A 22,289-nucleotide genomic window follows, 5' to 3' on the forward strand; every position below is an offset into this window, starting at 1 on the left:
TCAAGCTTGAAGTTATTCAAGTTTTTCGCCCTCCCAGGCGATGTTGTTTACGCCCTCCTTGGTTTCACTTGCCGTGATTCGACCAAGGAGGGTTTTTTTATGGCTGCTTTACCAAATTCTGAATCGCCATGCAGCTCCGATTTTCAAAAGATCACCGACGCTTTCTTGGCGCGTGAGGGATTGCCATTTGCCGATCTCCTCTCGGCCGAGCGGATTGCGGAAGTCTTCGCCAAGCATCGAAACCTGTTCGGCTTGGGGGCCGTTTACAGCACCGCCGTGATGGTCTGGTCGTTTCTTGGTCAAGTGCTGCGCGACGGCAAAGAAGCTTCTTGTCAATCCGCGGTGGCGCGTGTCGTGACGTACTGCATTCAGCGCGGCGAGCAGCCGCCGACCTCAGACACCGGCGACTATTGTCGCGCGCGGGCGAAGCTTTCCGAACAGGCGCTCCACGAACTGGCCGCCGCCATTGCTGCGGACGTGGAGTCGGCCGCTGATCCAAGCTGGCTGTGGAAGGGGATGCACGCCAAGCTGGTCGACGGCTTTACGTTCAACATGCCGGACACGCCAAAGAACCAGGCCGAGTATCCGCAACAGAAAGGGCAGAAACCGGGATGTGGATTTCCCGTTGCCCGCGCGGTTGCGATCGTTTCGCTAGCGACGGCGTGCGTCATGGATGCGGCGATCGGCCCTTACCAAGGAAAGCAGACCGGAGAAACCGCACTGCTGCGTTCGCTGCTTTGGCGGTTCACCAAAGGAGATGTCGCCGTGATGGATCGCTACTACTGCTCCTTCATGATGATCGCGGCGCTCGTTGGCCAGGGAGCTCAGGTCTGCGCTCGCAAGCATCACTTGCGACATAGTGATTTCCGGCGCGGCATGCGATTGGGAAAATACGATCACCAGATCTTGTGGGAACGCCCTCAACGCCCGAAGTGGATGGACGTGGAAACGTACCAGTTAATCCCCCCGACGCTTATCTTGAGAGAGATTCGTTACTGGGTTGTCGAGAAAGGTCGTCGCACGAAATCATTGACGGTTATCACGACGCTGCTGGCTCCTCGCCAATACGACAAGCAATCGATCGCCGACCTCTACGGCTTTCGCTGGAACGCGGAAACGGACATCGGCCACATCAAGACTTCGCTGAACCCGTGGCAGGTACGCTGCAAATCTCCCCAGATGGTTCGCCGTGAACTCTGGGCGACGCTTCTGGCCTACAATCTGATCCGCACGACTGCGGCCGGCGCCGCTTTCGTGCACCAAAAGCTTCCCCGTCAGATCAGCTTTACCAACACCTGCCAATACCTCTTGTCGACTTGGATGCTGACCGCCGCTGGACAGCTGAGCGCTGCAACCTTCTCGCTGCAAATGGAAATCGCGCTCCAGCACATCGCACGCTGCGAGGTCGCCAATCGCCCGGGGCGACAGGAACCACGCGTCCTCAAACGAAGACCGAAGCAGTACGATCTAATGCAAAAGCCGCGAAACGTCCCGCGGACCGAAATCGCTAAAGGATGCACCTGAAGCGACTTACGTTTGACAGTGCCATTCACCATCGTCCCCTTTTTCACGTCCTTACCAGGTCGGAGCGAGTACCAGCGACATTGTCCTTGGGGCCGGCCTTGGCGCAGCATTCGGAGCGATCAATCCATTGGGGGGAATTGGCTCGCTCGTCGGCTCCGTCGGCGCCGCGGGAACGACATCCGCCCTAGGAGGAACTCCAGGTCAAGTCGGAATGGCTTGGTCTGCAGGAGGCCTAGTCGGCGGACTCGCAGGCGATTTCTCCAGCGGCGCATTGACGGCGGCGAAATTCGGCACGCAGCGGGCGCTGATGAGTGGTATAGTTAAAATTGGCCCCGACCTAGTGGGCGCCGGAGCGGGCGCGATTGCGGGATATGCAATCGACGGCACTACGGCAGGGACGTTGCATGGCGCTATGCTAGGGATGATGGTTGGAGGAATTGCTGGGGGATTGATTGGGCGGCTGCGCGGTTCTGCCCTTTCCCCCCGGTCAGTTAATGGTCCCTTCGGCGCAAGAGGACAAGGCCTAATTGGCTTAGTTCAACCCGGCGGAACGGTGGATGATAGTTTGAAGGAGGTTTACTTGGCAATCGCTCGCTCACCGGAGATGGCGAAGGCTATCCGCCGCTACAACCGAATTGCCGGACGTTTGGGCCAAAAGCATTCGGTTGGGGTTGATGACATCGTAACGGCACTGGAAAACGACGTAACTTTTGCAAGAACAGAGCACATTTTTTCAGGTTTGTTCCCATTCGGAAGAGAAGGATACGTGGTGTATGCTCGTAACCGAGTGGTCGTTCCAAAGAAGTACTGGCTCCAAGGAACCCCAACAACAGCTTATGGAAGGCGGGCCGGTCGTCACGAACTATTGCACTTAGGCGCGTCTCTTAACGGCCAAGGAGATGAGTATCTGCACGAATTTGCGGTGCAGGCTGCATCTACACCGGAAAATCTTGTCATTGGCGGCGCAGCGCTCGGGGGCATCTTTTCATACGGGTTTTATCGGTGGATAAACGAATGATTCGCGGGAAGGCCTTTCTTTACCTTGGGTTTGTAGTTTCCGTTTTGGTTGCTTGGGCTATTGCGATTTCCGTGAAGGAATTCTGGGGCACCCCAAGCACAGGAATGATGGCGGTGTTGTTTGTGACGCCGTACATTGTCTTCGTAATATACTCGTACATTGTTTACAAGATGGGGGGGTAATCATATCTCTAACTCTGCCATCGCAAACTAACTCCCTTCTCCCCTCACGGCGATTGCGCCATGAGGGGCATTCTGTGACAATCCGGCAAGAGCGTCTCGCAGTTTTGTGATCGCTGGGTTGCGGCCAGGCGTTCGTTTTTCAGAAACGTCTTTGGCATGCCCTCTTCCAATGCTTCGCTTCAACAGCACTTTGCGGAGTTGACCGATCCACGCACGCGCAAGGTCACCTATCCGCTAGTCAACGTCGTGACGATGGCGCTGCGCGCCATGCTGAGCGGGGCGGACGATTTTGTTGCGATCGCCATTTGGGCCAAAGCGAAGAAGGAGGGCGTGCATAAAGGGGACGTGCATAAAGGGGACGGGGGTCTTTTTTGTGTCGGGAAAATCTGTTATCCTGTTTTCGTTCAAGTTCGGGCCACTCTGTTCGCGGGAAAAAACATGCCCAGACAAAAGCGTGCGGATGAAGGGGGTTCGATTTACCATGCTCTGAATCGTGGAAATGCGCGGCAAACGCTCTTTCACAAAGAGGAAGACTACGAAGCGTTTCTTCGCGTGTTGGGCGAAGGTCTGCAGCGGTATCCGGTCGAACTCTTTTCGTTGACGCTGATGCCAAATCATTGGCACATGGTTCTTCGGCCGTCGCAGGACGGCATGATGGGCCGGTTGCTGCGCTGGGTGACGGCGACCCATACGCAGCGCTACCACGCTCACTATCATACGGCAGGCGAAGGGCACTTGTACCAGTCTCGCTTCAAAAGTTTTCCGATTGCCGACGACGATCACTTCTTGGTTGTTTGCCGATACGTCGAGCGAAACCCGCTGCGAGCGAAATTGGTGAAGCGGGCCGAAGATTGGCGCTGGGGTTCGCTCTGGCGTTGGTCGCAGAAAGCGGATCGCAGCCCCGGCCTACTTTCACGTTGGCCGATTCCGCGGACGCCGAAGTGGATCCAGCGTGTGAACCAGCCGCTCAGTGAAAAGGAGCTGAACGCATTGCGCGAGTGCGTCGGGCGTGGTCGACCGTACGGCGATGCCGAGTGGACGCAAAAGGTAGTGCAGCGGACAGGTTTGGGCTATACGCTGCGCCCCCGCGGTCGCCCTCGAAAAGACCGGGCGTGAAAAAAGACCCCCGTCCCCTTTTTAGTTGCCGGGGGCGCCGAAGTCGACTTCAAAGGGTTGCATGATTTCTTCGAGTTGCGAAAACGCGCCTTCGGAGACTTGGGTTTTGCCGATGATCGCCGGCATGAGGCCGAACAGCGGTTTGGGGCGCTCGGGATCGGCGAGTCGGAGCGCTTCGTCGATGAACTGCGCCGGCGTATCATCTTGGATCAGCTTGTCGACAAATTCACTACCATACTTCTTGTCGAGATAGGCGAGCGTTTCTTCTTGCGTATGGAACTCGTCGCCTGCGAACAACCAGTGATGGAACTCGTCAAAATCTTCCGGCTTGTTGCGCCATAGATTGATCGCCAGATAGGCGAGTTGGCAGGCGCTTTCATGTTCGGGTTCGGTCTCCGGCACGTAAGCGTTGCAGTGGTGGGAGAGCGGCAGCGGCATCACGATCACCGCCAACTTGCCATCGTACTGCTTGCGGGCTTCATCCAGAAAATGACTCGCATCGCGGCAATAGTCGCAGGTATAGTCCATCACGTCGATCACGACAAACTCGGCTTCGGGATCGCCCAAGATTGGCCAAGCGTAGGTGTCGATCTCGACACTGTCGCCGGCGAACAAGTAAGGACGCGACTTTTCGGTCGTTTCTTCCTCGGGCGACTTCAAACGAAGTTCGACCTTGAGGCGTTGCTCTAATTGCACGACGGCGTTGCGCGGGCCTTCTGGTTCGGGCATCGCGACTTGACCAAAGACCAGCAGCACCAAACCGAGGAAGCTGACGACGCCGGCCGACGTCGCCTGACGTACTTGTGGAGGAAACGCGATCCAGGCCAAGACGACGGCGATCAGCGAGCAGGCATGCGCGGCCATGCAATACGGGCAAAATTTGCCCAAAACGCCAGCTTGAATTCCGATAAACCAAACCGCCGAAGCCGCCGCCAGAGTCATCAGGATGACGACGAATTGTCCGCCTTGCTGACGGGTTTCTTCTGGAATCGGGCAGAGCGTCATTACCAAGATTCCGAGCGCCGACGCGTAGAGCGCAAACCCCACGACGCTGACCGGCAGCGTAAACCATTTTGACCATTCGCTGGTGAGAACGTCATGGCACGAGGAATGGAATCCACAGCCGGCGACCGGCGACGCGGTCAAACTGGCGTAGGTTAAATAGCCGCACAACGCCAGGCCGACAATCAACACAGCCAACAAAGCAGAACGAAGCATAAGTCATCAGGGGGTGTTAAACATGGGAGGAAACGCTCCGTCTATTGTAGTTGCCGCCGAGTCCCATTTCCTGTGCGTTGACAGGCCAGCCGGCCGGTTCTAGGTTGATTCACGCAGAAGTTACGCCTTTTGGGAGGGGATATTCGTGTCGAAAAGCTTGCCTGTCGCTGTGGTTACTGGCAGTTCGCGAGGAATTGGACGAGCGATTGCGACCGCTTTGGCGGCCGATGGATTTGCAGTTACGATCAACTACAACAGTCGCCGTGACGCCGCCGACGAGGTGGTCGCCGAGATCGAAGCGGCCGGCGGACGTGCGATCGCCGTGGGGGCCAGTGTCGCCGAACCGGCCGGGCGAACCGCTCTGTTAGAGAAGACGCTCGCCGCGTTTGGTCGACTCGATTTGTTGGTCAACAACGCTGGGATCACTTCGCCAGGGCGGAAAGATCTGCTGGAAGCGACCGAGGAAAATTGGGACCTGGTGTTTGACACCAATTTGAAAGGGCCGTTCTTTCTCAGTCAGTCGGCGGCCTTGTCGATGATTGATCAGATCGGCGCGAAGCAGATCCCAAGTGGTAAGATCATCAATATCTCGTCGCTGTCGTCCTATGCGGTGTCGGCGAACCGGGCCGACTATTGTATGGCCAAAGCAGGCCTGCAAATGATGACCTGGCTGCTGGCCGAACGGTTGGCCGATGATGGGATTCAGGTTTTCGAGATTTGTCCCGGCGTGATCGCAAGTGATATGACGGCGCCGGTCAAAGAAAAGTACGATCAGTTGATCGCCGACGGCATGACGCCGATTCGCCGCTGGGGTCAGCCGCAAGATGTCGCCAAAGCGATCTTGGCGATTGCTCGCGACTTGTTTCCCTTTAGCACCGGCGAGCGGATCAATGTGGACGGCGGTTTCCATCTGCGAAAGCTCTAGTCCCTTTTGAAAGGGGAAGCGATGCGTCTCGGTTTGCTTGGATGCGACGAAGATACGCTTCGATTGGCGCAGGCGGCGCAGCGACTTGGTCATCAAGTCGTGGCCGCCGTCGATGCGCAAACTTGCGCCGAAGAGTTAGCGAGCCGATTTCCGCAGCTGCGGTTTTTCGCCGGTTGGGAAGAATATCTCGGCGGCGTGGTCGACGCGGCGATCGTCACACGGTCGAACAAGCCAGAACAGGAATCGGCGCTGCGAGCCTATGTGCAAGAAGGGTTGCCGTTGTTGCTGGTCCATCCGGCTTGCGAAATGATCTTTGCGCTAGAGTTGGAGATGATTCGTCGCGATACCGGCTGCGTACTAGTGAGTTGTTGTCCCAATCTAGAGAGTGAAGCTAGTTTTGCGATTCGACAAACGGCGGAACTGCCTGAAGATCTGGGAGCGATTGATCAAATTGTGATCGAGCGCCAGGCCCGCGATACGTCGCGCGCGGCGATCTTGAAGTCACTGGCCGGCGATATTGCGTGGGTGGTCGCGACGTTTGGCGAGATCACGTCGATCTCGGCGACTGGGCCGACGCCGACGGCGGATGATTTCTCGCGGTTGACGGTGCAAATGGGGACCCGTACCGGTCAGGCGATCCGCTGGGATCTGCTGCGCGGGGATCGATCGCTCGAGGTCATGTTTCTGGCCGAACATGATCGCCCGCGCTGGCAGTTGCGTGCGGCGCTGACCGACGAAGACGCCGAGTTCGCGCTGGCCGAGTTGCAACAAGCGATCCGCGGCGAGCCTGCGACGCTGGCCTGGAACGAAGCGGCGCATGCGCTGGAAGCGAGTGAAGCGGTGCTGATAAGCCTGCGCCGCCAACGCATGATTGCGCTGCGCGAAAATGAGATCTCGGAAGAGTCGACCTTCAAAGCGATGATGGCGACCGGCGGTTGTCTGTTGTTGCTAGCGACAATGGGGATCGCGATGGCGATGGTCGTGTGGGGCGTCTTCATCCCCGATCGCGCCGATAGCTGGCTAGGACGCAACTGGCCGCTAGGATTGCTAGCCGTGCTGGCGATCTTTCTCGGGATGCAACTTCTGCGACTTGTCTTCCGCAGCGAAGCGACGCCGACCGAGAAGCTGGAAAAATAGAGCGACTTTGCCGATTTCGGCGAAGTTGACGCCGCTGGCGCGACGATGAATATAGCCAGGTAACATTGCGCCCTGTGGATGGATCAATGAAGGCAAGCTGGCGCCATCTCGGAATTCTTTTGATATCAACGCAGGCCGTTGGCTGTTTTGGCGTGCGATATCGTGACTCGATGGCGCCGCCGACATGCAACGCGGCTTGCCAGACCGCTACGGTGGGAGCATCGCACGGGCACAATGCTCAAGGGCCGGATCATCAGGTGGTCTCTTATGACCAGCCGATGATTCCGCCGCGACCAAAATTTCATCCGGTGCCGACGCGGCCCGCGTTTGCTCCTCGGGTCGAATATTCGCCCCCTGAGTTGATGCGGCGAACGGTCGAAGTAGAGATGCCGTTGTCGCCCGAGATCGCGCCGCCAGCGCCGATTCAGGCTCCCGCTCTGATGCCGGCGCCGCCAGCCGAGGCGATTTCGATCCCGCCGGTTAAAACCAATCCGCCGCAACCTTTGCCGCCGCCGACGGTCCATGCCAGACCGATCATCGCGCCCCTGCCGCAGCAAATTGACCTGGATCAACCAGCCGAGATTCGCCCGATTCAAGGGATGTGGCGCACGAAGTCAGCGCCGTAAACTCGAGCTATTTCCCAAGTTTTGCGCAGCAGCGCAATCGACGCGTGAAGTGCTAGCTGGCAGGTTGTCAAACTAGGTCGAGTCTGCGGGTTGTCGGCAGACGTATCAAGCGGAGAATCCCGCTGTTCCGATGAAAGTTTCGAGCCTAATTGCCTGCGTCGTTTCGCCGGTTGGGCGTACGAAGCCGAACTCGACTCGACTCACGGAACGACGAGACCTCTATGCGTCACCCTGCCTCGCGTCATCCCCTAAGCCTGTTCGTTCTGGCCTGCTTGGCGTCCTGCCTGACGTTACGCACTGCGGCCGGCACCGAACTCCGTGTGACGCCGATCGTCAAAGCGGTGCAAGGGGTGAAAGAGTCGATCGTGAATATTCACGGTCACAAGACGATTTCTACGGCCAGCGCCATTGGCGACGCACCCCGCCAGGTAAACGGCATGGGGACTGGCGTCGTTGTGGACGATCGCGGCTATATCATCACCAACCAGCATGTCGTTGAAGGCGTGCGGCGGATTCAGGTGACGCTGCATGACGGCACCACTTACATCGCCCAGCTAATTGCGTTCGACGAAAAGACGGACTTGGCGCTGATCAAGGTCGACGCCGAAAAGCCGCTGCCGATCGTCAAGACAGGCACCTCCTCGGATCTGATGCCGGGCGAGACGGTAATCGCCGTCGGAAACGCCTACGGCTATGAAAACTCGGTGACTCGCGGCATCATCAGCGCCTTGCACCGCACCGTACAAGTCAGCGACACGCAGAAGTATTACGACCTGATCCAAACGGACGCCAGCATCAACCCCGGCAACAGCGGCGGTCCGCTGTTGAACATCGACGGCGAGATGATCGGTATCAACGTCGCCGTTCGCGTCGGCGCCCAGGGGATCGGCTTCGCGATTCCGGTTGATACCGTGATGGATATCGCTTCGCAGCTGATGTCAATTGAGCGTCTCGATCGACACTGGCACGGCATCACCGGCGAAACCAAGTTCGTCGACGGCGTCGCTCAAATGCACGTTAAGTCGGTCGATCCGAACAGCCCTGCTTCCCTTTGCGGCGTGCAGGCAGGGGACGTGATTACTTCGGTCGACGAACTCGATATCTGCTGGATGTTGGATATTGAACGAGCGTTGCTCGATCACGAGACAGGCGAAGAGGTCTCGCTGAAGGTGCAGCGGGGCGAAGGAGACGAAAAGTCGCTCGCCCTGGTCCTGCAAAGCCAAGGAGGCGCCAACGCTCTGGTCGACGCCGCTTGGGACCTGCTCGGTATTCGCGTTCAGTCGGTGCCGACCAACGAGTTCCGCTCGAATAACACTCGGTACCGCGGCGGCCTGAAGATTACGGCTGTCAAAGCTTATAGCCCAGCGGCTCGCCATCAGATTCGTGTAGGCGACGTTTTGGTTGGGATGCACGAATGGGAAACGATCTCGGTCGATAACCTGGAATATATCTTGAAGAGCGACATTATCGCTCAGAAGCGTCCGATCAAGTTTTACATTCTTCGCGACAACGAAACCTATTATGGGGACATCGCAGTCGCCAACTATCGCGTGCGATAGAAAATAACCCGAGGCGATGAACATGATGCAACCTTGGGTATTTTTGGCCGGCGCCATTTTGCTAGAAGTCGCCGGCACGACGTCGATGAAAATGTCGGAGGGCTTTACACGCCCTCTGCCGTCGCTGTTGCTCTTCTTCTTTTATGCGGGCTCTTTTACAGCTCTGACGTTCGCGCTGAATAAGATCGACGTCAGCCACGCCTATGCGATCTGGTCGGGCGTCGGTACGGCGCTGATCGCCGTGATCGGCATTTGTTTTTTTCGTGAGACCTTCTCGCCGGTCAAACTGATCAGCATTCTGTTGATCATCGCCGGCGTAGTCGGGCTGAATGCCTGCGGTACGAAGCACTAGATCCGTAGGGCAGCCCGTGCCTGTAAAGTTTAGTCGATCGATGCGCTGATCATGAGCGGCAGGCACGGCCTGCCTTACGTTACCCGCGCGGAAATTTCAACAGCACTGGGCCATCATCTTCGACCGGGGCTTCTTTCGGGACGTCATTATAGAGCCAGCTTTGAGCGATTTGTACGTCGTCGAGCGGCAGTTCTTCTTCTCGCAACGTTTGCAGATTGGGAGTTCCACGACCGGCGATCAGCACTGTATCTCCGGTTTGCGCTTCGGACAGCGCCCACTCAATCGCGGCGGCGCGATTGGGGATGACATGGGCTCGGGCCGGGCGTTCGTAGCCGTCTAAAATGTCATGAATGACTTCCAGCGGACTTTCGTCGCCGGGATTGGCGCTGGTGATCAGCGAAAGATCAGCGCCACGTTCGGCGACGCGGCCCAACAGCGGACGCTTGCTGGGATCACCTAAGCCATCGGCGCCAAAGACGCAAATCACGCGACCATGCGTCACACGACGCAGCGATTTGAGCGCCATCGCCAACGCGTCGTGGGTGTGAGCCAGGTCGACGAAGACGCCAAACGGCTGACCACACTCGATCCGCTGCATCCGGCCGGGGATCGAATCGACCCGTTCCAGGCCACGTACGACGGTCTTCAGGTCAACGCCGTAAACCAATCCAACCGCCGCGGCGACCAGACAGTTATAAACATGGTGATCTCCGATCATCCGTGTACAAACCGGGACCGTTTCGTCGCCGGCGGACAGCAAAAAGGTTTGTTCGCTTTTGTGGCGTTCGACGACGCTCGCAGTGATTTCGGCGGCGCCATGCAGCGCGACCGACAACGCAGGCGTATCGATCTGTGAGAGAAGTTTGTTACAGGCGGCGTCGTCCGCATTAACAACGGCGAAACCCGTTTCGCGCAATCTGCCGAGAATTTTCTTTTTGGCTCGGTGATAATTGGTGACCGAACCATGAACGTCGAGATGATCTTGGCGCAAATTGGTGATCGCCACCGCGTCCAGTTCGATCCCATCCAAGCGATCCCGTGAGAGAGCTTCGCTAGAGGCTTCGACGACGGCGTGCGTGCAGCCGTTGAATTCCATCCGAGAGAGGAGATCGGCCAAAACAGCAGCGTTAGGCGTGGTGCAGTCCCACGGTTGGCGATCGTATCCGTTGTCGTATCCGAGCGAAGAGGACATGCCGACCGTCGCTCCGGCCGTTTCCATGATCGATTGAATCAGGCGGCAAACGGTTGTTTTGCCGTTGGTGCCGGTGACGCCGATCACCCGCATCCGTTTGGAGGGATCTCCAGCCAAGGCCTGGCAGATTTGTGCGTAGGCGCTGTGGGTGTTCTCGACGATGCAAACCGGTCGGGTCGTCGGCAAGGATCGCTCGGACAAAATCGCCGACGCGCCGTTGGCGACCGCTTCTTCGACAAAATCGTGCCCATCTTGATGGGCGCCGACCATCGCGACAAACAGGTCGTCAGGCAGACAAAGCTTCGAATTCGCCGCACAAGAGCGGACGACGATGTCCTCGGCGCCCAGGATTTTGGCTCCGGGCAACAACCGGCGAAGCGATACCGCGGACGTTGGCTGCGTAGACAAAGTCATGTTCGGCCTCCTTGCCTGCTGCGACTTTGATCGAATGGGACGTGCTATCGGAATCCGTTCCAACAGTCCTACGTCGCCGCGGCCGAGAAGTTCTAGCGAGCGAATCTTTTCGCAAGCAACTGACGACCGTTTCGATTTCCCAAGAATGTTTCCCAAAAAGGCTCAAGAGTCAACCCGGCTTTGCCGTCAATCATTTTGCTAGCGGGGCGGGTTGGACGAAAACCGCTCGTCGCATAGATTGAAGCAATGCCCCCAAACTCCCTTCTGGGTTCTTCCGATGGCTAGCCAGGATTTCGATATCGATCAACTTGCCGCGTACCTCCATTTGACCCCGCCGCAGGTCGAAAAGCTCGCGAATCGAGGGACCGTTCCCGGCCGCAAGGTCGCCGGACAATGGCGTTTTAGCCAAGCCGACATCCATCATTGGTTGGAAGATCGGATCGGACTTTCGGACGAAGCCGAGCTCGTGCAGGTCGAAAGCGTGCTCGATCGCAGCGGCTCGAACGACGATGAAGTGGTTTCGATCGCCGGCATGCTTCGCCCCGAGACGATCAAAACTCCACTAATGGGGAAATCGCCGCGAAAAATTATTTCGGAACTTTGCGAGCTTGCCGCCGAAGCTGGCCTGCTGTGGGATCCGGCGAAAATGTCAGACGCCGTCCTGACTCGCGAAAATATGCATACCACCGCGCTCGATAACGGCGTCGCGCTGCTTCACCCGCGGCGACCTTTGCCTGACATCATCAGCGAAGGCTTTCTCTGTCTGGGTCGCACCTATCAAGGGGTCCCGTTCGGCGGCAGTCGAGGAATTTTGACCGATGTTTTTTTTCTAATCGCGTCGGTCGATGATCGATCGCACCTGCGGACGTTGGCTCGGCTGAGCCGCGTCATCAGCGACTCCGCGTTTTATACGAAACTGCGTGACGCCGCCGACCCGATCGCGACGATCGAAATGATCGCCGAATTTGAAGAAGACTTGTAAAGGCGAACCCAATGCAGCGATCTGTGCTGGTCGTGGGAGACGCTTCAGCGACCGAATTTTCTGCGGCGGTTGCTGGATTACGCCAACAGGGTGACTGCCGATTCTCACTCTCGGCCAAGGTTTCTGAGGATGCAGAGTCGCCGCCGCCGCATTGGATTGTCGTCCTGCAAAGCCGTATTGGGCAGTTTCCCCTGGCCGAACTCGCCGCCCTTCGGCGGCGCTATCCGCTGGCCCGCTGGATTGCGATCGCCGGATTTTGGACGGCCGGAGAATTGCGAACCGGCAAATTGATCCCCGGAGCGGAGTGGATCCCGTGGCAATCCGCCGCCGATCGCTTGGAGTCGCTGTTCACTTCGACCGGCGAACTCTCGCCGCTCACCGCGCCGCCGGAAGAAACGATACTGCGTGATCTGGAGAGAATGGAGGATCTGTCAGGTTTGGCCGTGATCGCCGCTGCTCGGCAGGTCGATTTCCAATTTTGGGCCGACGCGGTGCAAAGTTTCGGCTTGTCGGCCGTTTGGCGAGCTGGCGGCGGTAAAGTGCGAGCCTCCGCGATTGCCTGCGTGTTGTACCAGCCATGGGATTGGGGGCCTAAGTCGGTCGACGATGCGACCCAGTTTCTCGCCGATCATCCCTCCGCCAGCCGGATCTTATGCATCGGCTTGCCCCGCTGGGAGGATCAGCAGTTGGCCCGCAAAGTAGGATTTACGGCGATTCTGGGCCAACCATTCCGTTTGCGCGACCTGCAATTGGCCGTTTCGGCCAGATTAACGACGGGGAATACCGCATCTTAGCGGGTTTCGCCTCTCGCCGATTTCGCCTGCGAAGAGTAGGATAAAGGTTTTCCGCGCGGGCTTTCCCTTCGATCAGAGGGTGAACGCCGGGCGTGGAACTCGCCACCGCTGGTCGTCTTTCAGCCCCTGGCGAATCGACATCGGCTCACTGGAGCCTGGATCAAAGATATTCGATGACGCAACTACCAATACTCGATCAATCCGCTTCACCCGCTACCTCGTGCAAGTCGTCCGGCGAGTCGAAGGGTTCCTATTCCTTCGTCAGTCTTGGCTGCCCGAAAAACCTGGTCGACAGCGAGCGGATGCTTGGTCTGCTGCAGATCGACGGTTATTCGTTGGTGCAGGAGCCGGTTGGCGCCGATTTTGTGGTGGTCAACACTTGCGGATTTATCGAAGCGGCTCGCACCGAATCGTTCGCCGCGATTCATGAGATGCTCGAGCTGAAGCGTCAAGGCAAGATCCGCGGCGTCGTCGTTTGCGGCTGTCTGGCCGAACGTCAAAAAGAACAACTGCTGATTGATTGCCCCGAGATCGATCAAGTGGTCGGCGTCTTTGGGCGCGAAGAGATCACCAAGGTCGCCGATCGTCTGGTGGGGAACTTGGATGAGCAGCGCGAAGTCTTCCGCCCTGCCCCGGTTCGTGCGCTCGAAGATCGTCATCGTCTGCGAATCACGCCGAAGCACTTCGCCTATCTGAAAGTTTCGGAAGGTTGCGATCGGCTGTGCACTTTCTGCGCGATCCCCAAGATGCGCGGCAAGCACGCGACCAAGCCGATGGAAGAAGTGATTCGCGAAGCGGAAGAGCTGGCCGCCGACGGCGTGCGCGAATTGATCGTCGTCGCGCAAGACACCACCTACTACGGGCTCGATCTGTACGGCGAACCCCGGTTGGCTCAGTTGCTGAAGCAACTGAACGAGGTAAAGGGTTTCGACTGGATCCGTTTGATGTACTTCTACCCGATGTACATTGACGATCATCTGCTGCAAACGATCGCCGACGCTGACAAGATTGTCCCTTACATCGACATGCCGCTGCAGCATATCAATGACAACATGCTGCGTCGCATGTCGCGCCGCGTGACGCGTAGCTCGACCGAAGACACAATCGCACGGATGCGGAAGTTCATTCCGGATCTTGCGATTCGCACCACGTTCATCACCGGCTTCCCCGGCGAAACCGACGAGCAATTTGACGAACTGTGCGGCTTTGTCGCCGAGCAAAAATTCGAGCGCGTCGGCGTCTTCACCTACTCGCGCGAAGAAGGAACGCCGGCGGTTAAACTGCCCGATGCATTGCCGGAAGAAGTTGCCGCCGAGCGTCGTGATCGTCTGATGGAAGTGCAGCAAAATGTCGTCTTCGATCGCAACGACGCGCTGGTCGGTACGACGATGGACGTCATCCTGGATCAGCAAGTGCCGGGACAAGCGACCGCGTGGATCGGCCGAACCAAGCATGACGCGCCCGACGTTGATTGCGTGGTGTTCGTCTCGGGAGAAGGACTCGCAGCCGGGCAGATCGTACCAACCGAGATTGTCGCGACGCACGAATACGATTTGATTGGCGCAGCGGTCGATACGCCTCGTTAGTCGAGCCGAGTGCAGTTCGCGGGCTTTCAGGCGCCATGCTCTTACCGCGAAGACGTCGTAAGAGCATGGCGCCCTAAATCCGAACTCTCCTCTCTGGCGATGGGCATCATGACTGCTGCTGACACCAAGCCGACGGCGTCGACCAAAGTGGTCAACGTGCCGAATGCGATCACGCTGGCCCGTTTTCTCTTGTCCATCGCGGTCTTTGTGCTGTTGCCGCTGGGGCAATATGTCGCGGCGGCGATTGTCTTTATCATTGCGGCCGCGACCGATTGGATGGATGGCTATTGGGCCCGCAAATATAACGAGGTGACCCAGGTCGGCCGCGTCTTTGATCCCTTCGTCGACAAGATCATCATCTGCGGCACGTTTATCTTTCTCGCCGCCGAGCCGGGTTCGCAGATTGCGGCCTGGATGGCGGTCGTGATCGCCGGCCGCGAGATGCTGGTGACGGTGCTCCGCAGTTTTATCGAACAGCATGGCGGCGATTTTTCGGCCAATATGCCGGGCAAGATCAAAATGGTGCTGCAATGCGTCGCGGCGGTCGCATCGATGGTTGTTTTGGCGTATGTTCAAAAGACGACAGCGGGTCCCTACACGCTGGCGCTAGAATGGACGGCGCTCGTCTCCGCCTGGTTGGCGGTCGCATCGACGGTTCATTCCGGCGTCATTTACATCTTTGCTGCGGCGAAGATGATTCGCGATCAATCGACCACCACGTGAGTCTCGCATGGGACAAATAATATTCGGATTCGCGGTGCTTTGCTTGATGGCGCTGCTGCTGGTGATCTGCATCTCCGGCTGGAGTTGGTCGCTGCGCCAGCTATTGCGGGGCGAGCCGATCTTGCGACAAGAGACAGGCGAACCGATTAGTTGGGGCCTGATTGATATCGTGGCCACGATCGTGATTGCGTTGATGTTGATGGCCGGCTTTCAGGGTATCGCCATGGCGGTGACCGGGGCCAAGCTGCCGATCAAAGAAGATTCGCTGGATGCAGTCCAACAAGCGGCGATGATCTTGGCCTTTTCTGGCGCCGAACTTTTGTCGCTGCTCGCGGTTTCAGGGCTGATCGTCGTGCGCGGTTATGGGCTGCAACTGTTTGGCCACCGCGGCGAGAAGTTTTTCGCCGACTTGTTGTTGGGGATCGCTGCCTTCGGCATGCTGGTCGTGCCGACCTTGATCCTGCAGGCAATTCTCGCCTACTTAAAGCCGTACGAGCACCCGTTGATCGACATGCTGATCAAAGACAAAAGCGTGCCGATGGCTGTCGCATCGGTGGCCGCGGCGGTGGTCGCAGCGCCGTTGTTTGAAGAGTTTTTCTTTCGCGGGCTCTTTCAGGGTTGGCTGCAAGATACCGTCGACGGGCGTTTGAAAATCAGCAACGTCTTGTTGGGGCGAGTCCGTTGGCTGTCGCAAGAGGATGCGTCGCCGCCAGAACTGGTGACGGCGGAGGTTGATTCAGCGGCGGAACAAGAGCCGAAAGAAGAAATCATTACGGCCGTCTCCGCTTCCGGCGGACGAGAGAATCCGTTTGACTCGCCGACAACGGCGCCGGTGGTTCCGACGACCGAATATGAATCGCTGGCAGCGTCGCGTCAGCGAAGCTTATTGCAAATCTGCGGACCGATTTTGCTCAGCGCGTCGTTCTTCGCGCTGATGCATCTGGGGCAAGGTCTCGCACCGATTCCCCTCTTTTTTCTCGCCCTGGGGCTAGGGTATCTCTATCAACGGACGCGGCGCTTGACGCCGTGCGTCGTTGTCCATTTTCTGCTCAACGGCCAATCGATGGCGTTGCTGCTGATTCAGGTTTTTGTTCTCGGCGAGGACGCCGCGCTGATCGCTAACTGAACGCGGCTTACCAACTTCTTGCGACTGGCGACCGCGTTTGAACCGCTAGTAAGCGATTCCTGGAAGTGCCGACTTATTCTCGTTTCCCCGCGCGCATCGACTCTTGGCGCCGCCCAGGGAGTTACAAAAAGTCTCATTTTCAATCTCCCTGAGTACGGAAGCCATTACGGCGATTCCCGGAAAAAAAAGCAGTACCTCTGCTATTTCTTGGCGGAAGCAAAATATTGGGCGGCAAGAAGTTATGTAAAAATTGTCATCTAAACAAAAAGATACTGTTTTCTTATACCCTGATTTAGCTTCCTTCATTGGAGGGGGCGGTGTAAAACATGGCTTGTTTAATTTTTTGTCAGACAAGCCTCCTGCAACACAATCTGGGACGTTTCCGTCAACTTGCCTGCACAACAGGTATGCAGGAATCTAAGAACGCAGCAATCCAGCAAGGTTTCTTTGGCAGCTGAGTTCAACATCGTTTTCTCATCTCGACGCATTCATTGATTATGAAAGAGAGTTACCCATGGAACTTCTCAGGACGCGACGACGTGGTTTTACTTTGGTCGAACTATTAGTTGTCATCGCAATTATTGGGGTGCTTATCGCTCTGCTCTTGCCGGCCGTACAGCAGGCCCGGGAAGCTGCACGACGGATGCAATGCGCTAACCATCTGAAGCAATTGGCCCTGGCTCTGCACAACTATCACGACACTTTCAGTACGTTTCCCTCTGCGGCCTACTGCGTGACTGCGGGGGCCGCCGACGCTTCGGGAAGGACGGATATCGCTCATTGTCACACTTGGATCGAGTCGTTGATGCCGTTCATCGAGCAGAACGCCGTCTACGACCAGATCAATTTCAACACGGCGAACAATTTAGGCGACAATCCGAGCGTCTTGAATGACTTGCTGATTTCGAGCCTGCTTTGTCCGTCCGATCCTGATAGCGGGTTGTTTCCTAATTCTCGCGAAAGTGGTTATACGCCGGGGACAGGCGATTCAATGGGCGCCAACTATGTGCCATCGGTCGGCCCAATCCATATGAACAGTTGTGCGATCGCCGCCCAAAGCCCGAACGTGAATTGCAAATCAACCGGCGGGGCTCGGCTCGATGTCGATGCTCCCGGCATGTTCAACGGCGGTCGCGACGCCTACAAGTTGGCGCTGTGCATGGACGGAACGAGCAATACGTTTCTGATCGGAGAGACGCTGCCGATCTACAGTTCGTTCCATATGTATTTCGCCTCGCATATGCATATCGGCTCGACGAACACTCCGCCGAATTATCAGAAGATCTACGGCGACGCGTGCCCCATGTCCCGTGATTCGCGCATCGGCTCTTGCTACGTCCAAATGGGCGGTTACAAGAGTCGGCACCCCAACGGCGTGCAGATGGCGCTAGCCGACGCCAGCGTCCGTTTCATCCCCGATACGATCGATTATCACACGTGGGTATTTCTCGGCGACCGCGATGATGGTAACGCCGTGGGAGAATTTTGATTGTTCCGCCTGGATCTGTTTGACGTTCGGTTCAGCCTCCTTTTCGCGATTCCACGTTCATCGTGATTTGCGAAGCGGCGTGATGCTTGCCTGTGAGGGCGCAGTAGGAAGTCGCTGCTACGTATCGCCTAGCGAACAACCAGGATTCCAATTCGTGCTTCCCTTCATTATCTAGCAGAGAAATTAAGGAATGGAAAACGTCATGCGGTTTCTTACGCTTTTGCAATTGAGAACGACACTGGCGAGCGTCTTTGCGATCCTCACGATTGCAGTGACAATTTGCGGATGTGAATCCGCCGAAAATCCGCTGACTGCGGTTCATGGAAAAGTTACTCTGGATGGTCAGCCGATCACCAATGGGCAGATCACTTTTCACCCGATCGGCGGCGATTCCAATCGTCCCGCCATCGGCCGAATCAACCAGAACGGAGAATACGTAATGAGCACCTACGCAGCCGGAGATGGCGTTCTCTCCGGCGAGTACTTAGTTCTTATCGACACCAGTACCGATGGGCCGACGATTGAGGACCCGAAACGTCGAGAGAAATGGCTTGCTCCCAAACATTACGCTGACGCAAATACCAGCAAGCTGCGCATTTCAATCCCTTCCGATCGGCAGGGCGAAGTGACGCAGGATTTCGATCTAAAAAAATAAGAAGAGGTTAGGCTGCGTCAGCGCTCGGCCAGTTGCCTGGTTAAACCGCGCCGTAACTCGCGCGGTAAGTAATCACGCTCAATTAGTTCTGGGTCGTGCTGCGTCCAGGTCTCGCGACGCTGGATCGAGCGGACCTGCCGAATGACGTCTCCGTCACGCCAACTGGTGACGTAACCGCCGCGCTTCCAATCTCGTGTCGGAACTTGGGCGGGCGTTTTTAGAAGACGCCAAGCGACGACGTCGAAGCGAGCATTCTTCGACGACCATTCATAGAAAATCACCTGATCGAACACGAGCCTTCCCTGCGGATCGTAGTAGTGGTTGATCTCGACAAGATCAACTCGATCCGTCACCGCAGGGTCTCTCGGCTGTGCCGAAACGGCGGCCATCATGGCCGCAAACGCGAATGCAACGCCGCTCATTGCCGACCTCCTTGCCGGAAGTGTTGAGACTGGCAGCAAAATCACAGTAGGCCGTATCTAATGCGATTTTCGTCATACAGCAACGCCGAACTATCAAAAATTATGAAGTTTGGCGCAATTCCGCATCAAAAAATGCAAACGGACGGCAATGCTAGCTGGAGAGCGTCGCTTCGCGGAGATGTTCCCAGGTAAAGAGCCCGGTGTCGTGGCCGTCGGTCCAGCGAATTTTGATCGCGTAGCCGCCGACCAGTTCCATCGAGTCGATGCTGACGTCGCGCGGCACGTCGTCGGGGTTCAAGATCCGCTCGCCGGTATGTTCGCTAATGCAGCGAGCACAACGACAGCTGACGCGCAGCGACCAAAAATCGACCGACCCTATCTGGCCATCCGACCACTCGATCTTGAGTGTGCGGAGAGCGCGGTCGGCTTGGATATCGGCAGGCGTCATAGTGAGAAAATCATCGCCGGCGAATTTTGGCGGAGAAGTCAGGATCGTATTCGTATTTTTCGGCCAGCTCGCTAATGAGCGACCGCTTCTTCAACTCTTCAAAAGGAACGCTTTGATCGAGCAATCCTAACTCGTAGGCGTAGGAGTCGCTATAGCCGGTCAGCAGAACTTTGTAGTTGTAGTGAACTTTATCCGGCGCCAGATCGTTAACGTGTCGCACGATGTTGGTCGTGCAGTTGTTGGTGACGGTGTTGTAAAACTCGGGTTTTACGGCCAATTGGTTGGCTCTTTCCAACACGTCGATCAACAACGCTTGCGACTGCTGCGGCGTTGCGATTGTCGGATAAAGATAGACGTCGCTCTTATATTCGTTCGAGCTAAGGTTGATGATGTCGCGTTCGTCGCCGATGACGTACATCAATTCGTACTGGTTCAAAAAGCCTTTCCAGGCCGAGTACTCTTCGTCTGCTTCTTTGCGGATTTCGACCGACGAAACAATCTGATCGCCGCCGGCCAGGCCAAAGCTCAGCATCGTATGCGCGACCGCAGGCGTATCGTTAAACGGCGCAACGATAAAGTCGACCGACTCCACATCGCTGAGATTGAATTGCTTCTCGTAGTACTGAATCACATAATTATCAGACGACGCGTAGCGACAGTTTCTAACGTTGTGAATGGTGATCTGCCCGCCAACATTTTCGTAGGATGGCAACCGCGTTTGATCGGGCGCCCAGTTGCGGCTGTTGTTCGGAATTATTGAAGCACATCCCGAAAAGAAGAGCGCACACGCGGCCCAAACCCAAATGCAGAGCATTTTGGTGGAAAAAAAAGAGGGCGGTCTTCCGCGTTGAAATGGTTTCACGGCTCGCGGCTGCTGGGCTCAAGTTCTTTATTCGTCGCGGGTTATAGCAACGGATCGACACTCACTGCAACATCGGTTTCTGCGACCCTACGGCCCATTGGGAGAGTTGAACCATTTTGCCCAGACCGCAAAAATGCGAGTCTTCGAACGGAGTCCTTCCACCCCTACCCCCCCAGAATGCAATATGACGGATCAGAAGAAGATTCTTGCGCTCACAGTCTTGCTTGCCCTCGCGGCTTCGCTGCATGCCGAGGACGCTAGCGTCAAACCGCAAGCGACTGACGACAATGCAGACGCCGAAGTTAAAGATAAGTTTCTCCATAATCACCCCAGCCTGGTGAAGATGTGGAAACACTCCAACGCAGTGCGCGGGCAATACAACTTGCCGGCGCAACGGATGAACCCCGAACTAACCAAAGCCGCCCAGGATCATGCTTGGTACATGGCCAAAACCGGTCAGTTCAGTCACCATGTGAACGGCGGCTTCGTCGCTCGCGCTCGTCGACACAATTTCCAAGGAAGCCCGTCAGGCGAGATCATTCTCTGGAACGCCAAGTCGATCGAAGCGACGTTCCAAGGCTGGTTGAACAGCCCTGGCCATCGCGCTATTTTGCTCAGCGGCGCTCGTCAAGTTGGTTACGGCTATGCCGTCGCACGAGACGGATCGACCTATTGGGTCGGCGTCTTTGGCAACTAAGCGAGGCGCCAGAAACCAAGGGCATGCTGCGTCTCGACGCACCTTGCCCTTGACGCTATTCGTGCTCCGGCAAGATGCCGGCCATCAAATTGCCGATCACGCGGGTTGTCTCAAATCGCAGCATCACGATCCGCAGGGTCGCCGTGATCGGCACGGCCAACACCATGCCGACTGGTCCCCAGAGCATGCCCCAGAAAGTGAGACTCAGCAGGATCGTCACTGGGTGCAGTTGCAAACCATCTCCCATGATCTTCGGTTCGATCACATTGCCGAGCGTCATTTGAATCGCGCCGGGAACGCCGATCACCAGCACGATCATCCAGACGCTGTCAAAGTCAACGATCGCCAGCGGAATCGGCAGCAGCGTCGCAATGATGGAGCCGACTGACGGGATGAAGTTCAACATGAACGCCATCAACCCGAACAGCGACGCCAACCGCATTCCCATCATCGCCAGACAAACCCAGACCAAGATTCCGGTGACGGCCGAAATCATGAACTTGGTCGCGATGTAGCGGCGGATCTTCTGGTCGATCTCGGCGTACATTCCTTTGGAGACTTTGTACGGATCGCGTCCGGCCAACATAAAGCCGACAAAAATCGTCGTCAGCGCGGTGCTTGAGACCAGACTCATCAACAATGCCCCCAACTGCTGGGCGTACGACGGCATTTGCGAAATTAAATTGGTTTTGATCGCGGCGATGATCAATTCCGAGTCAGGCCGATCAAATTGGACTCCCAGCCAGCTATCGGCCAGCGCATATCCCTGAATCACGATCGCATCAAGCTTGCGTTGCAGATCAAATTCAAGCTGTCTCAACATTTGCGGATCTGAAATGCTTTGGATCACCAGCAAGACTAAGAAACTCATGCTGACTAGCGCCAGGCCGACTACCAACAGGGCCAGCGACACGGCGGCAAATTTGGAAAACCGCAGGCGAACCATCGAAAAATCGACGATCGGCGCGACCAGGTAGTTCAAGAAGATCGCCAGCGTAAAGGGAATCAAAATGCTGCGGGCATAGGCGACGGCAAAAGAGACCGCAACCGCCGCTAGTATTAGCAAAGCGCCTGTTTGCAGGTTCGATCGCTCTTCGCTCAGCTTGGGTAGAGTCGCCTGTTCTGAATTCATCGATTATTCCGCGCTTTCGCCCACGGGGCGGCCAGATTGGTAAGAAGCTGCGACCGATTATGTCCGCCTGGGGGCGGAAGATACAACCGCTACGGCGGCCGGTTCCTAGC

The 22,289-nt window shown here is 56.8% G+C and carries 22 protein-coding genes and 1 pseudogene; 17 read left to right on the forward strand and 6 right to left on the reverse strand.

The genetic code is table 11. From position 1 onward, the window contains the following. Positions 1 to 99 precede the first annotated feature (99 nt). The 4 genes and pseudogenes from M4951_RS12310 (at position 100) to M4951_RS12325 (ending at position 3,840) form a co-directional block, all read left to right on the forward strand. Complete coding sequence (locus M4951_RS12310; RefSeq protein WP_262022930.1) at positions 100 to 1,524, forward strand: IS4 family transposase; 1,425 nt, start codon at positions 100 to 102, stop codon at positions 1,522 to 1,524. A gap of 211 nt (positions 1,525 to 1,735) precedes the next feature. Then, on the forward strand, positions 1,736 to 2,542 hold the full coding sequence (locus tag M4951_RS12315; RefSeq protein WP_262026776.1) for a hypothetical protein: 807 nt from the start codon (positions 1,736 to 1,738) through the stop codon (positions 2,540 to 2,542). A gap of 338 nt (positions 2,543 to 2,880) precedes the next feature. Next, positions 2,881 to 3,051 (forward strand): annotated as a pseudogene (locus M4951_RS12320) (transposase family protein); the annotation flags it as partial. An 18-nt stretch (positions 3,052 to 3,069) separates the two neighbouring features. Next, positions 3,070 to 3,840, forward strand: a complete 771-nt coding sequence (locus M4951_RS12325; RefSeq protein ID WP_410050433.1) for a transposase — start codon at positions 3,070 to 3,072, stop codon at positions 3,838 to 3,840. A 21-nt stretch (positions 3,841 to 3,861) separates the two neighbouring features. Here the strand turns inward: M4951_RS12325 and M4951_RS12330 are convergent, their stop codons facing one another. Continuing rightward, positions 3,862 to 5,058, reverse strand: coding sequence for a vitamin K epoxide reductase family protein (locus M4951_RS12330; RefSeq protein ID WP_262026777.1), 1,197 nt, complete (start codon positions 5,056 to 5,058; stop codon positions 3,862 to 3,864). 145 nt (positions 5,059 to 5,203) lie between these two features. Between M4951_RS12330 and M4951_RS12335 the strand changes: the two genes are divergently transcribed. From M4951_RS12335 to M4951_RS12355, 5 genes are all read left to right on the forward strand, one after another. Then, the gene (locus tag M4951_RS12335; protein WP_262026778.1) at positions 5,204 to 5,983 is read left to right on the forward strand and encodes a 3-ketoacyl-ACP reductase; all 780 of its coding nucleotides are present in this window, start codon (positions 5,204 to 5,206) and stop codon (positions 5,981 to 5,983) included. Between the two features lie 21 nt (positions 5,984 to 6,004). Continuing rightward, complete coding sequence (locus tag M4951_RS12340; RefSeq protein WP_262026779.1) at positions 6,005 to 7,120, forward strand: hypothetical protein; 1,116 nt, start codon at positions 6,005 to 6,007, stop codon at positions 7,118 to 7,120. A gap of 152 nt (positions 7,121 to 7,272) precedes the next feature. After that, a complete protein-coding gene (locus tag M4951_RS12345) occupies positions 7,273 to 7,746 on the forward strand; it encodes a hypothetical protein (protein ID WP_262026780.1) in 474 nt (157 codons plus the stop codon). A 221-nt stretch (positions 7,747 to 7,967) separates the two neighbouring features. Further along, positions 7,968 to 9,305 (forward strand): trypsin-like peptidase domain-containing protein, encoded by a 1,338-nt coding sequence (locus M4951_RS12350; RefSeq protein ID WP_262026781.1) that lies wholly within the window; start codon positions 7,968 to 7,970, stop codon positions 9,303 to 9,305. Between the two features lie 22 nt (positions 9,306 to 9,327). Next, positions 9,328 to 9,657: a DMT family transporter gene (locus M4951_RS12355; protein ID WP_262026782.1), complete on the forward strand. Its 330-nt coding sequence runs from the start codon at positions 9,328 to 9,330 to the stop codon at positions 9,655 to 9,657. 79 nt (positions 9,658 to 9,736) lie between these two features. Here M4951_RS12355 and M4951_RS12360 read toward each other — a convergent pair whose 3' ends face one another. Continuing rightward, complete coding sequence (locus M4951_RS12360; RefSeq protein WP_262026783.1) at positions 9,737 to 11,263, reverse strand: UDP-N-acetylmuramoyl-L-alanyl-D-glutamate--2,6-diaminopimelate ligase; 1,527 nt, start codon at positions 11,261 to 11,263, stop codon at positions 9,737 to 9,739. A 277-nt stretch (positions 11,264 to 11,540) separates the two neighbouring features. Between M4951_RS12360 and M4951_RS12365 the strand changes: the two genes are divergently transcribed. The 7 genes from M4951_RS12365 (at position 11,541) to M4951_RS12395 (ending at position 18,618) form a co-directional block, all read left to right on the forward strand. Then, positions 11,541 to 12,245 carry a PTS sugar transporter subunit IIA gene (locus M4951_RS12365; RefSeq protein ID WP_262026784.1) on the forward strand — a complete coding sequence of 235 codons (705 nt, stop codon included), beginning with the start codon at positions 11,541 to 11,543 and terminating at the stop codon, positions 12,243 to 12,245. An 11-nt stretch (positions 12,246 to 12,256) separates the two neighbouring features. Beyond that, positions 12,257 to 13,039, forward strand: a complete 783-nt coding sequence (locus M4951_RS12370) for a hypothetical protein (RefSeq protein ID WP_262026785.1) — start codon at positions 12,257 to 12,259, stop codon at positions 13,037 to 13,039. A gap of 173 nt (positions 13,040 to 13,212) precedes the next feature. Beyond that, positions 13,213 to 14,625, forward strand: a complete 1,413-nt coding sequence (gene rimO / locus M4951_RS12375) for a 30S ribosomal protein S12 methylthiotransferase RimO (protein ID WP_262026786.1) — start codon at positions 13,213 to 13,215, stop codon at positions 14,623 to 14,625. A gap of 108 nt (positions 14,626 to 14,733) precedes the next feature. Then, positions 14,734 to 15,348 (forward strand): CDP-diacylglycerol--glycerol-3-phosphate 3-phosphatidyltransferase, encoded by a 615-nt coding sequence (pgsA, locus tag M4951_RS12380; protein WP_262026787.1) that lies wholly within the window; start codon positions 14,734 to 14,736, stop codon positions 15,346 to 15,348. A gap of 7 nt (positions 15,349 to 15,355) precedes the next feature. Then, positions 15,356 to 16,474 (forward strand): CPBP family intramembrane glutamic endopeptidase, encoded by a 1,119-nt coding sequence (locus M4951_RS12385; protein ID WP_262026788.1) that lies wholly within the window; start codon positions 15,356 to 15,358, stop codon positions 16,472 to 16,474. Positions 16,475 to 16,988: 514 nt separating this feature from the next. Further along, positions 16,989 to 17,963, forward strand: coding sequence for a DUF1559 domain-containing protein (locus M4951_RS12390; protein WP_262026789.1), 975 nt, complete (start codon positions 16,989 to 16,991; stop codon positions 17,961 to 17,963). Positions 17,964 to 18,165: 202 nt separating this feature from the next. Next, positions 18,166 to 18,618 carry a hypothetical protein gene (locus M4951_RS12395; protein ID WP_262026790.1) on the forward strand — a complete coding sequence of 151 codons (453 nt, stop codon included), beginning with the start codon at positions 18,166 to 18,168 and terminating at the stop codon, positions 18,616 to 18,618. A 17-nt stretch (positions 18,619 to 18,635) separates the two neighbouring features. On the opposite strand, the gene M4951_RS12400 is transcribed toward M4951_RS12395, so the two are convergent. From M4951_RS12400 to M4951_RS12410, 3 genes are all read right to left on the reverse strand, one after another. After that, positions 18,636 to 19,040, reverse strand: a complete 405-nt coding sequence (locus M4951_RS12400; RefSeq protein WP_262026791.1) for a hypothetical protein — start codon at positions 19,038 to 19,040, stop codon at positions 18,636 to 18,638. Positions 19,041 to 19,191: 151 nt separating this feature from the next. After that, complete coding sequence (locus M4951_RS12405; protein ID WP_262026792.1) at positions 19,192 to 19,488, reverse strand: DUF971 domain-containing protein; 297 nt, start codon at positions 19,486 to 19,488, stop codon at positions 19,192 to 19,194. Positions 19,489 to 19,498: 10 nt separating this feature from the next. Beyond that, positions 19,499 to 20,200, reverse strand: coding sequence for a DUF4105 domain-containing protein (locus M4951_RS12410; RefSeq protein ID WP_262026793.1), 702 nt, complete (start codon positions 20,198 to 20,200; stop codon positions 19,499 to 19,501). 334 nt (positions 20,201 to 20,534) lie between these two features. Here M4951_RS12410 and M4951_RS12415 point away from each other — a divergent pair, with 334 nt between their 5' ends. Then, on the forward strand, positions 20,535 to 21,047 hold the full coding sequence (locus M4951_RS12415) for a CAP domain-containing protein (RefSeq protein ID WP_262026794.1): 513 nt from the start codon (positions 20,535 to 20,537) through the stop codon (positions 21,045 to 21,047). Between the two features lie 55 nt (positions 21,048 to 21,102). Here the strand turns inward: M4951_RS12415 and M4951_RS12420 are convergent, their stop codons facing one another. Continuing rightward, positions 21,103 to 22,179: an AI-2E family transporter gene (locus M4951_RS12420; RefSeq protein WP_002653042.1), complete on the reverse strand. Its 1,077-nt coding sequence runs from the start codon at positions 22,177 to 22,179 to the stop codon at positions 21,103 to 21,105. Positions 22,180 to 22,289 lie beyond the last annotated feature (110 nt).

The sequence above is a fragment of the Blastopirellula sp. J2-11 genome (assembly GCF_024584705.1).
Classification (GTDB): domain Bacteria; phylum Planctomycetota; class Planctomycetia; order Pirellulales; family Pirellulaceae; genus Blastopirellula.

What these genes read in the sequence shown, in the direction of transcription:
- M4951_RS12310 (WP_262022930.1), top strand. Translation starts at nt 100, where the DNA reads ATGGCTGCTTTACCAAATTCTGAATCGCCATGCAGCTCCGATTTTCAA.
- M4951_RS12315 (WP_262026776.1), top strand. Translation starts at nt 1,736, where the DNA reads ATGGCTTGGTCTGCAGGAGGCCTAGTCGGCGGACTCGCAGGCGATTTC.
- M4951_RS12330 (WP_262026777.1), bottom strand. Translation starts at nt 5,058, where the DNA reads ATGCTTCGTTCTGCTTTGTTGGCTGTGTTGATTGTCGGCCTGGCGTTG.
- M4951_RS12340 (WP_262026779.1), top strand. Translation starts at nt 6,005, where the DNA reads ATGCGTCTCGGTTTGCTTGGATGCGACGAAGATACGCTTCGATTGGCG.
- M4951_RS12350 (WP_262026781.1), top strand. Translation starts at nt 7,968, where the DNA reads ATGCGTCACCCTGCCTCGCGTCATCCCCTAAGCCTGTTCGTTCTGGCC.
- M4951_RS12355 (WP_262026782.1), top strand. Translation starts at nt 9,328, where the DNA reads ATGATGCAACCTTGGGTATTTTTGGCCGGCGCCATTTTGCTAGAAGTC.
- M4951_RS12360 (WP_262026783.1), bottom strand. Translation starts at nt 11,263, where the DNA reads ATGACTTTGTCTACGCAGCCAACGTCCGCGGTATCGCTTCGCCGGTTG.
- M4951_RS12365 (WP_262026784.1), top strand. Translation starts at nt 11,541, where the DNA reads ATGGCTAGCCAGGATTTCGATATCGATCAACTTGCCGCGTACCTCCAT.
- M4951_RS12370 (WP_262026785.1), top strand. Translation starts at nt 12,257, where the DNA reads ATGCAGCGATCTGTGCTGGTCGTGGGAGACGCTTCAGCGACCGAATTT.
- rimO (WP_262026786.1), top strand. Translation starts at nt 13,213, where the DNA reads ATGACGCAACTACCAATACTCGATCAATCCGCTTCACCCGCTACCTCG.
- pgsA (WP_262026787.1), top strand. Translation starts at nt 14,734, where the DNA reads ATGACTGCTGCTGACACCAAGCCGACGGCGTCGACCAAAGTGGTCAAC.
- M4951_RS12385 (WP_262026788.1), top strand. Translation starts at nt 15,356, where the DNA reads ATGGGACAAATAATATTCGGATTCGCGGTGCTTTGCTTGATGGCGCTG.
- M4951_RS12390 (WP_262026789.1), top strand. Translation starts at nt 16,989, where the DNA reads ATGGAACTTCTCAGGACGCGACGACGTGGTTTTACTTTGGTCGAACTA.
- M4951_RS12395 (WP_262026790.1), top strand. Translation starts at nt 18,166, where the DNA reads ATGCGGTTTCTTACGCTTTTGCAATTGAGAACGACACTGGCGAGCGTC.
- M4951_RS12400 (WP_262026791.1), bottom strand. Translation starts at nt 19,040, where the DNA reads ATGAGCGGCGTTGCATTCGCGTTTGCGGCCATGATGGCCGCCGTTTCG.
- M4951_RS12405 (WP_262026792.1), bottom strand. Translation starts at nt 19,488, where the DNA reads ATGACGCCTGCCGATATCCAAGCCGACCGCGCTCTCCGCACACTCAAG.
- M4951_RS12415 (WP_262026794.1), top strand. Translation starts at nt 20,535, where the DNA reads ATGACGGATCAGAAGAAGATTCTTGCGCTCACAGTCTTGCTTGCCCTC.
- M4951_RS12420 (WP_002653042.1), bottom strand. Translation starts at nt 22,179, where the DNA reads ATGAATTCAGAACAGGCGACTCTACCCAAGCTGAGCGAAGAGCGATCG.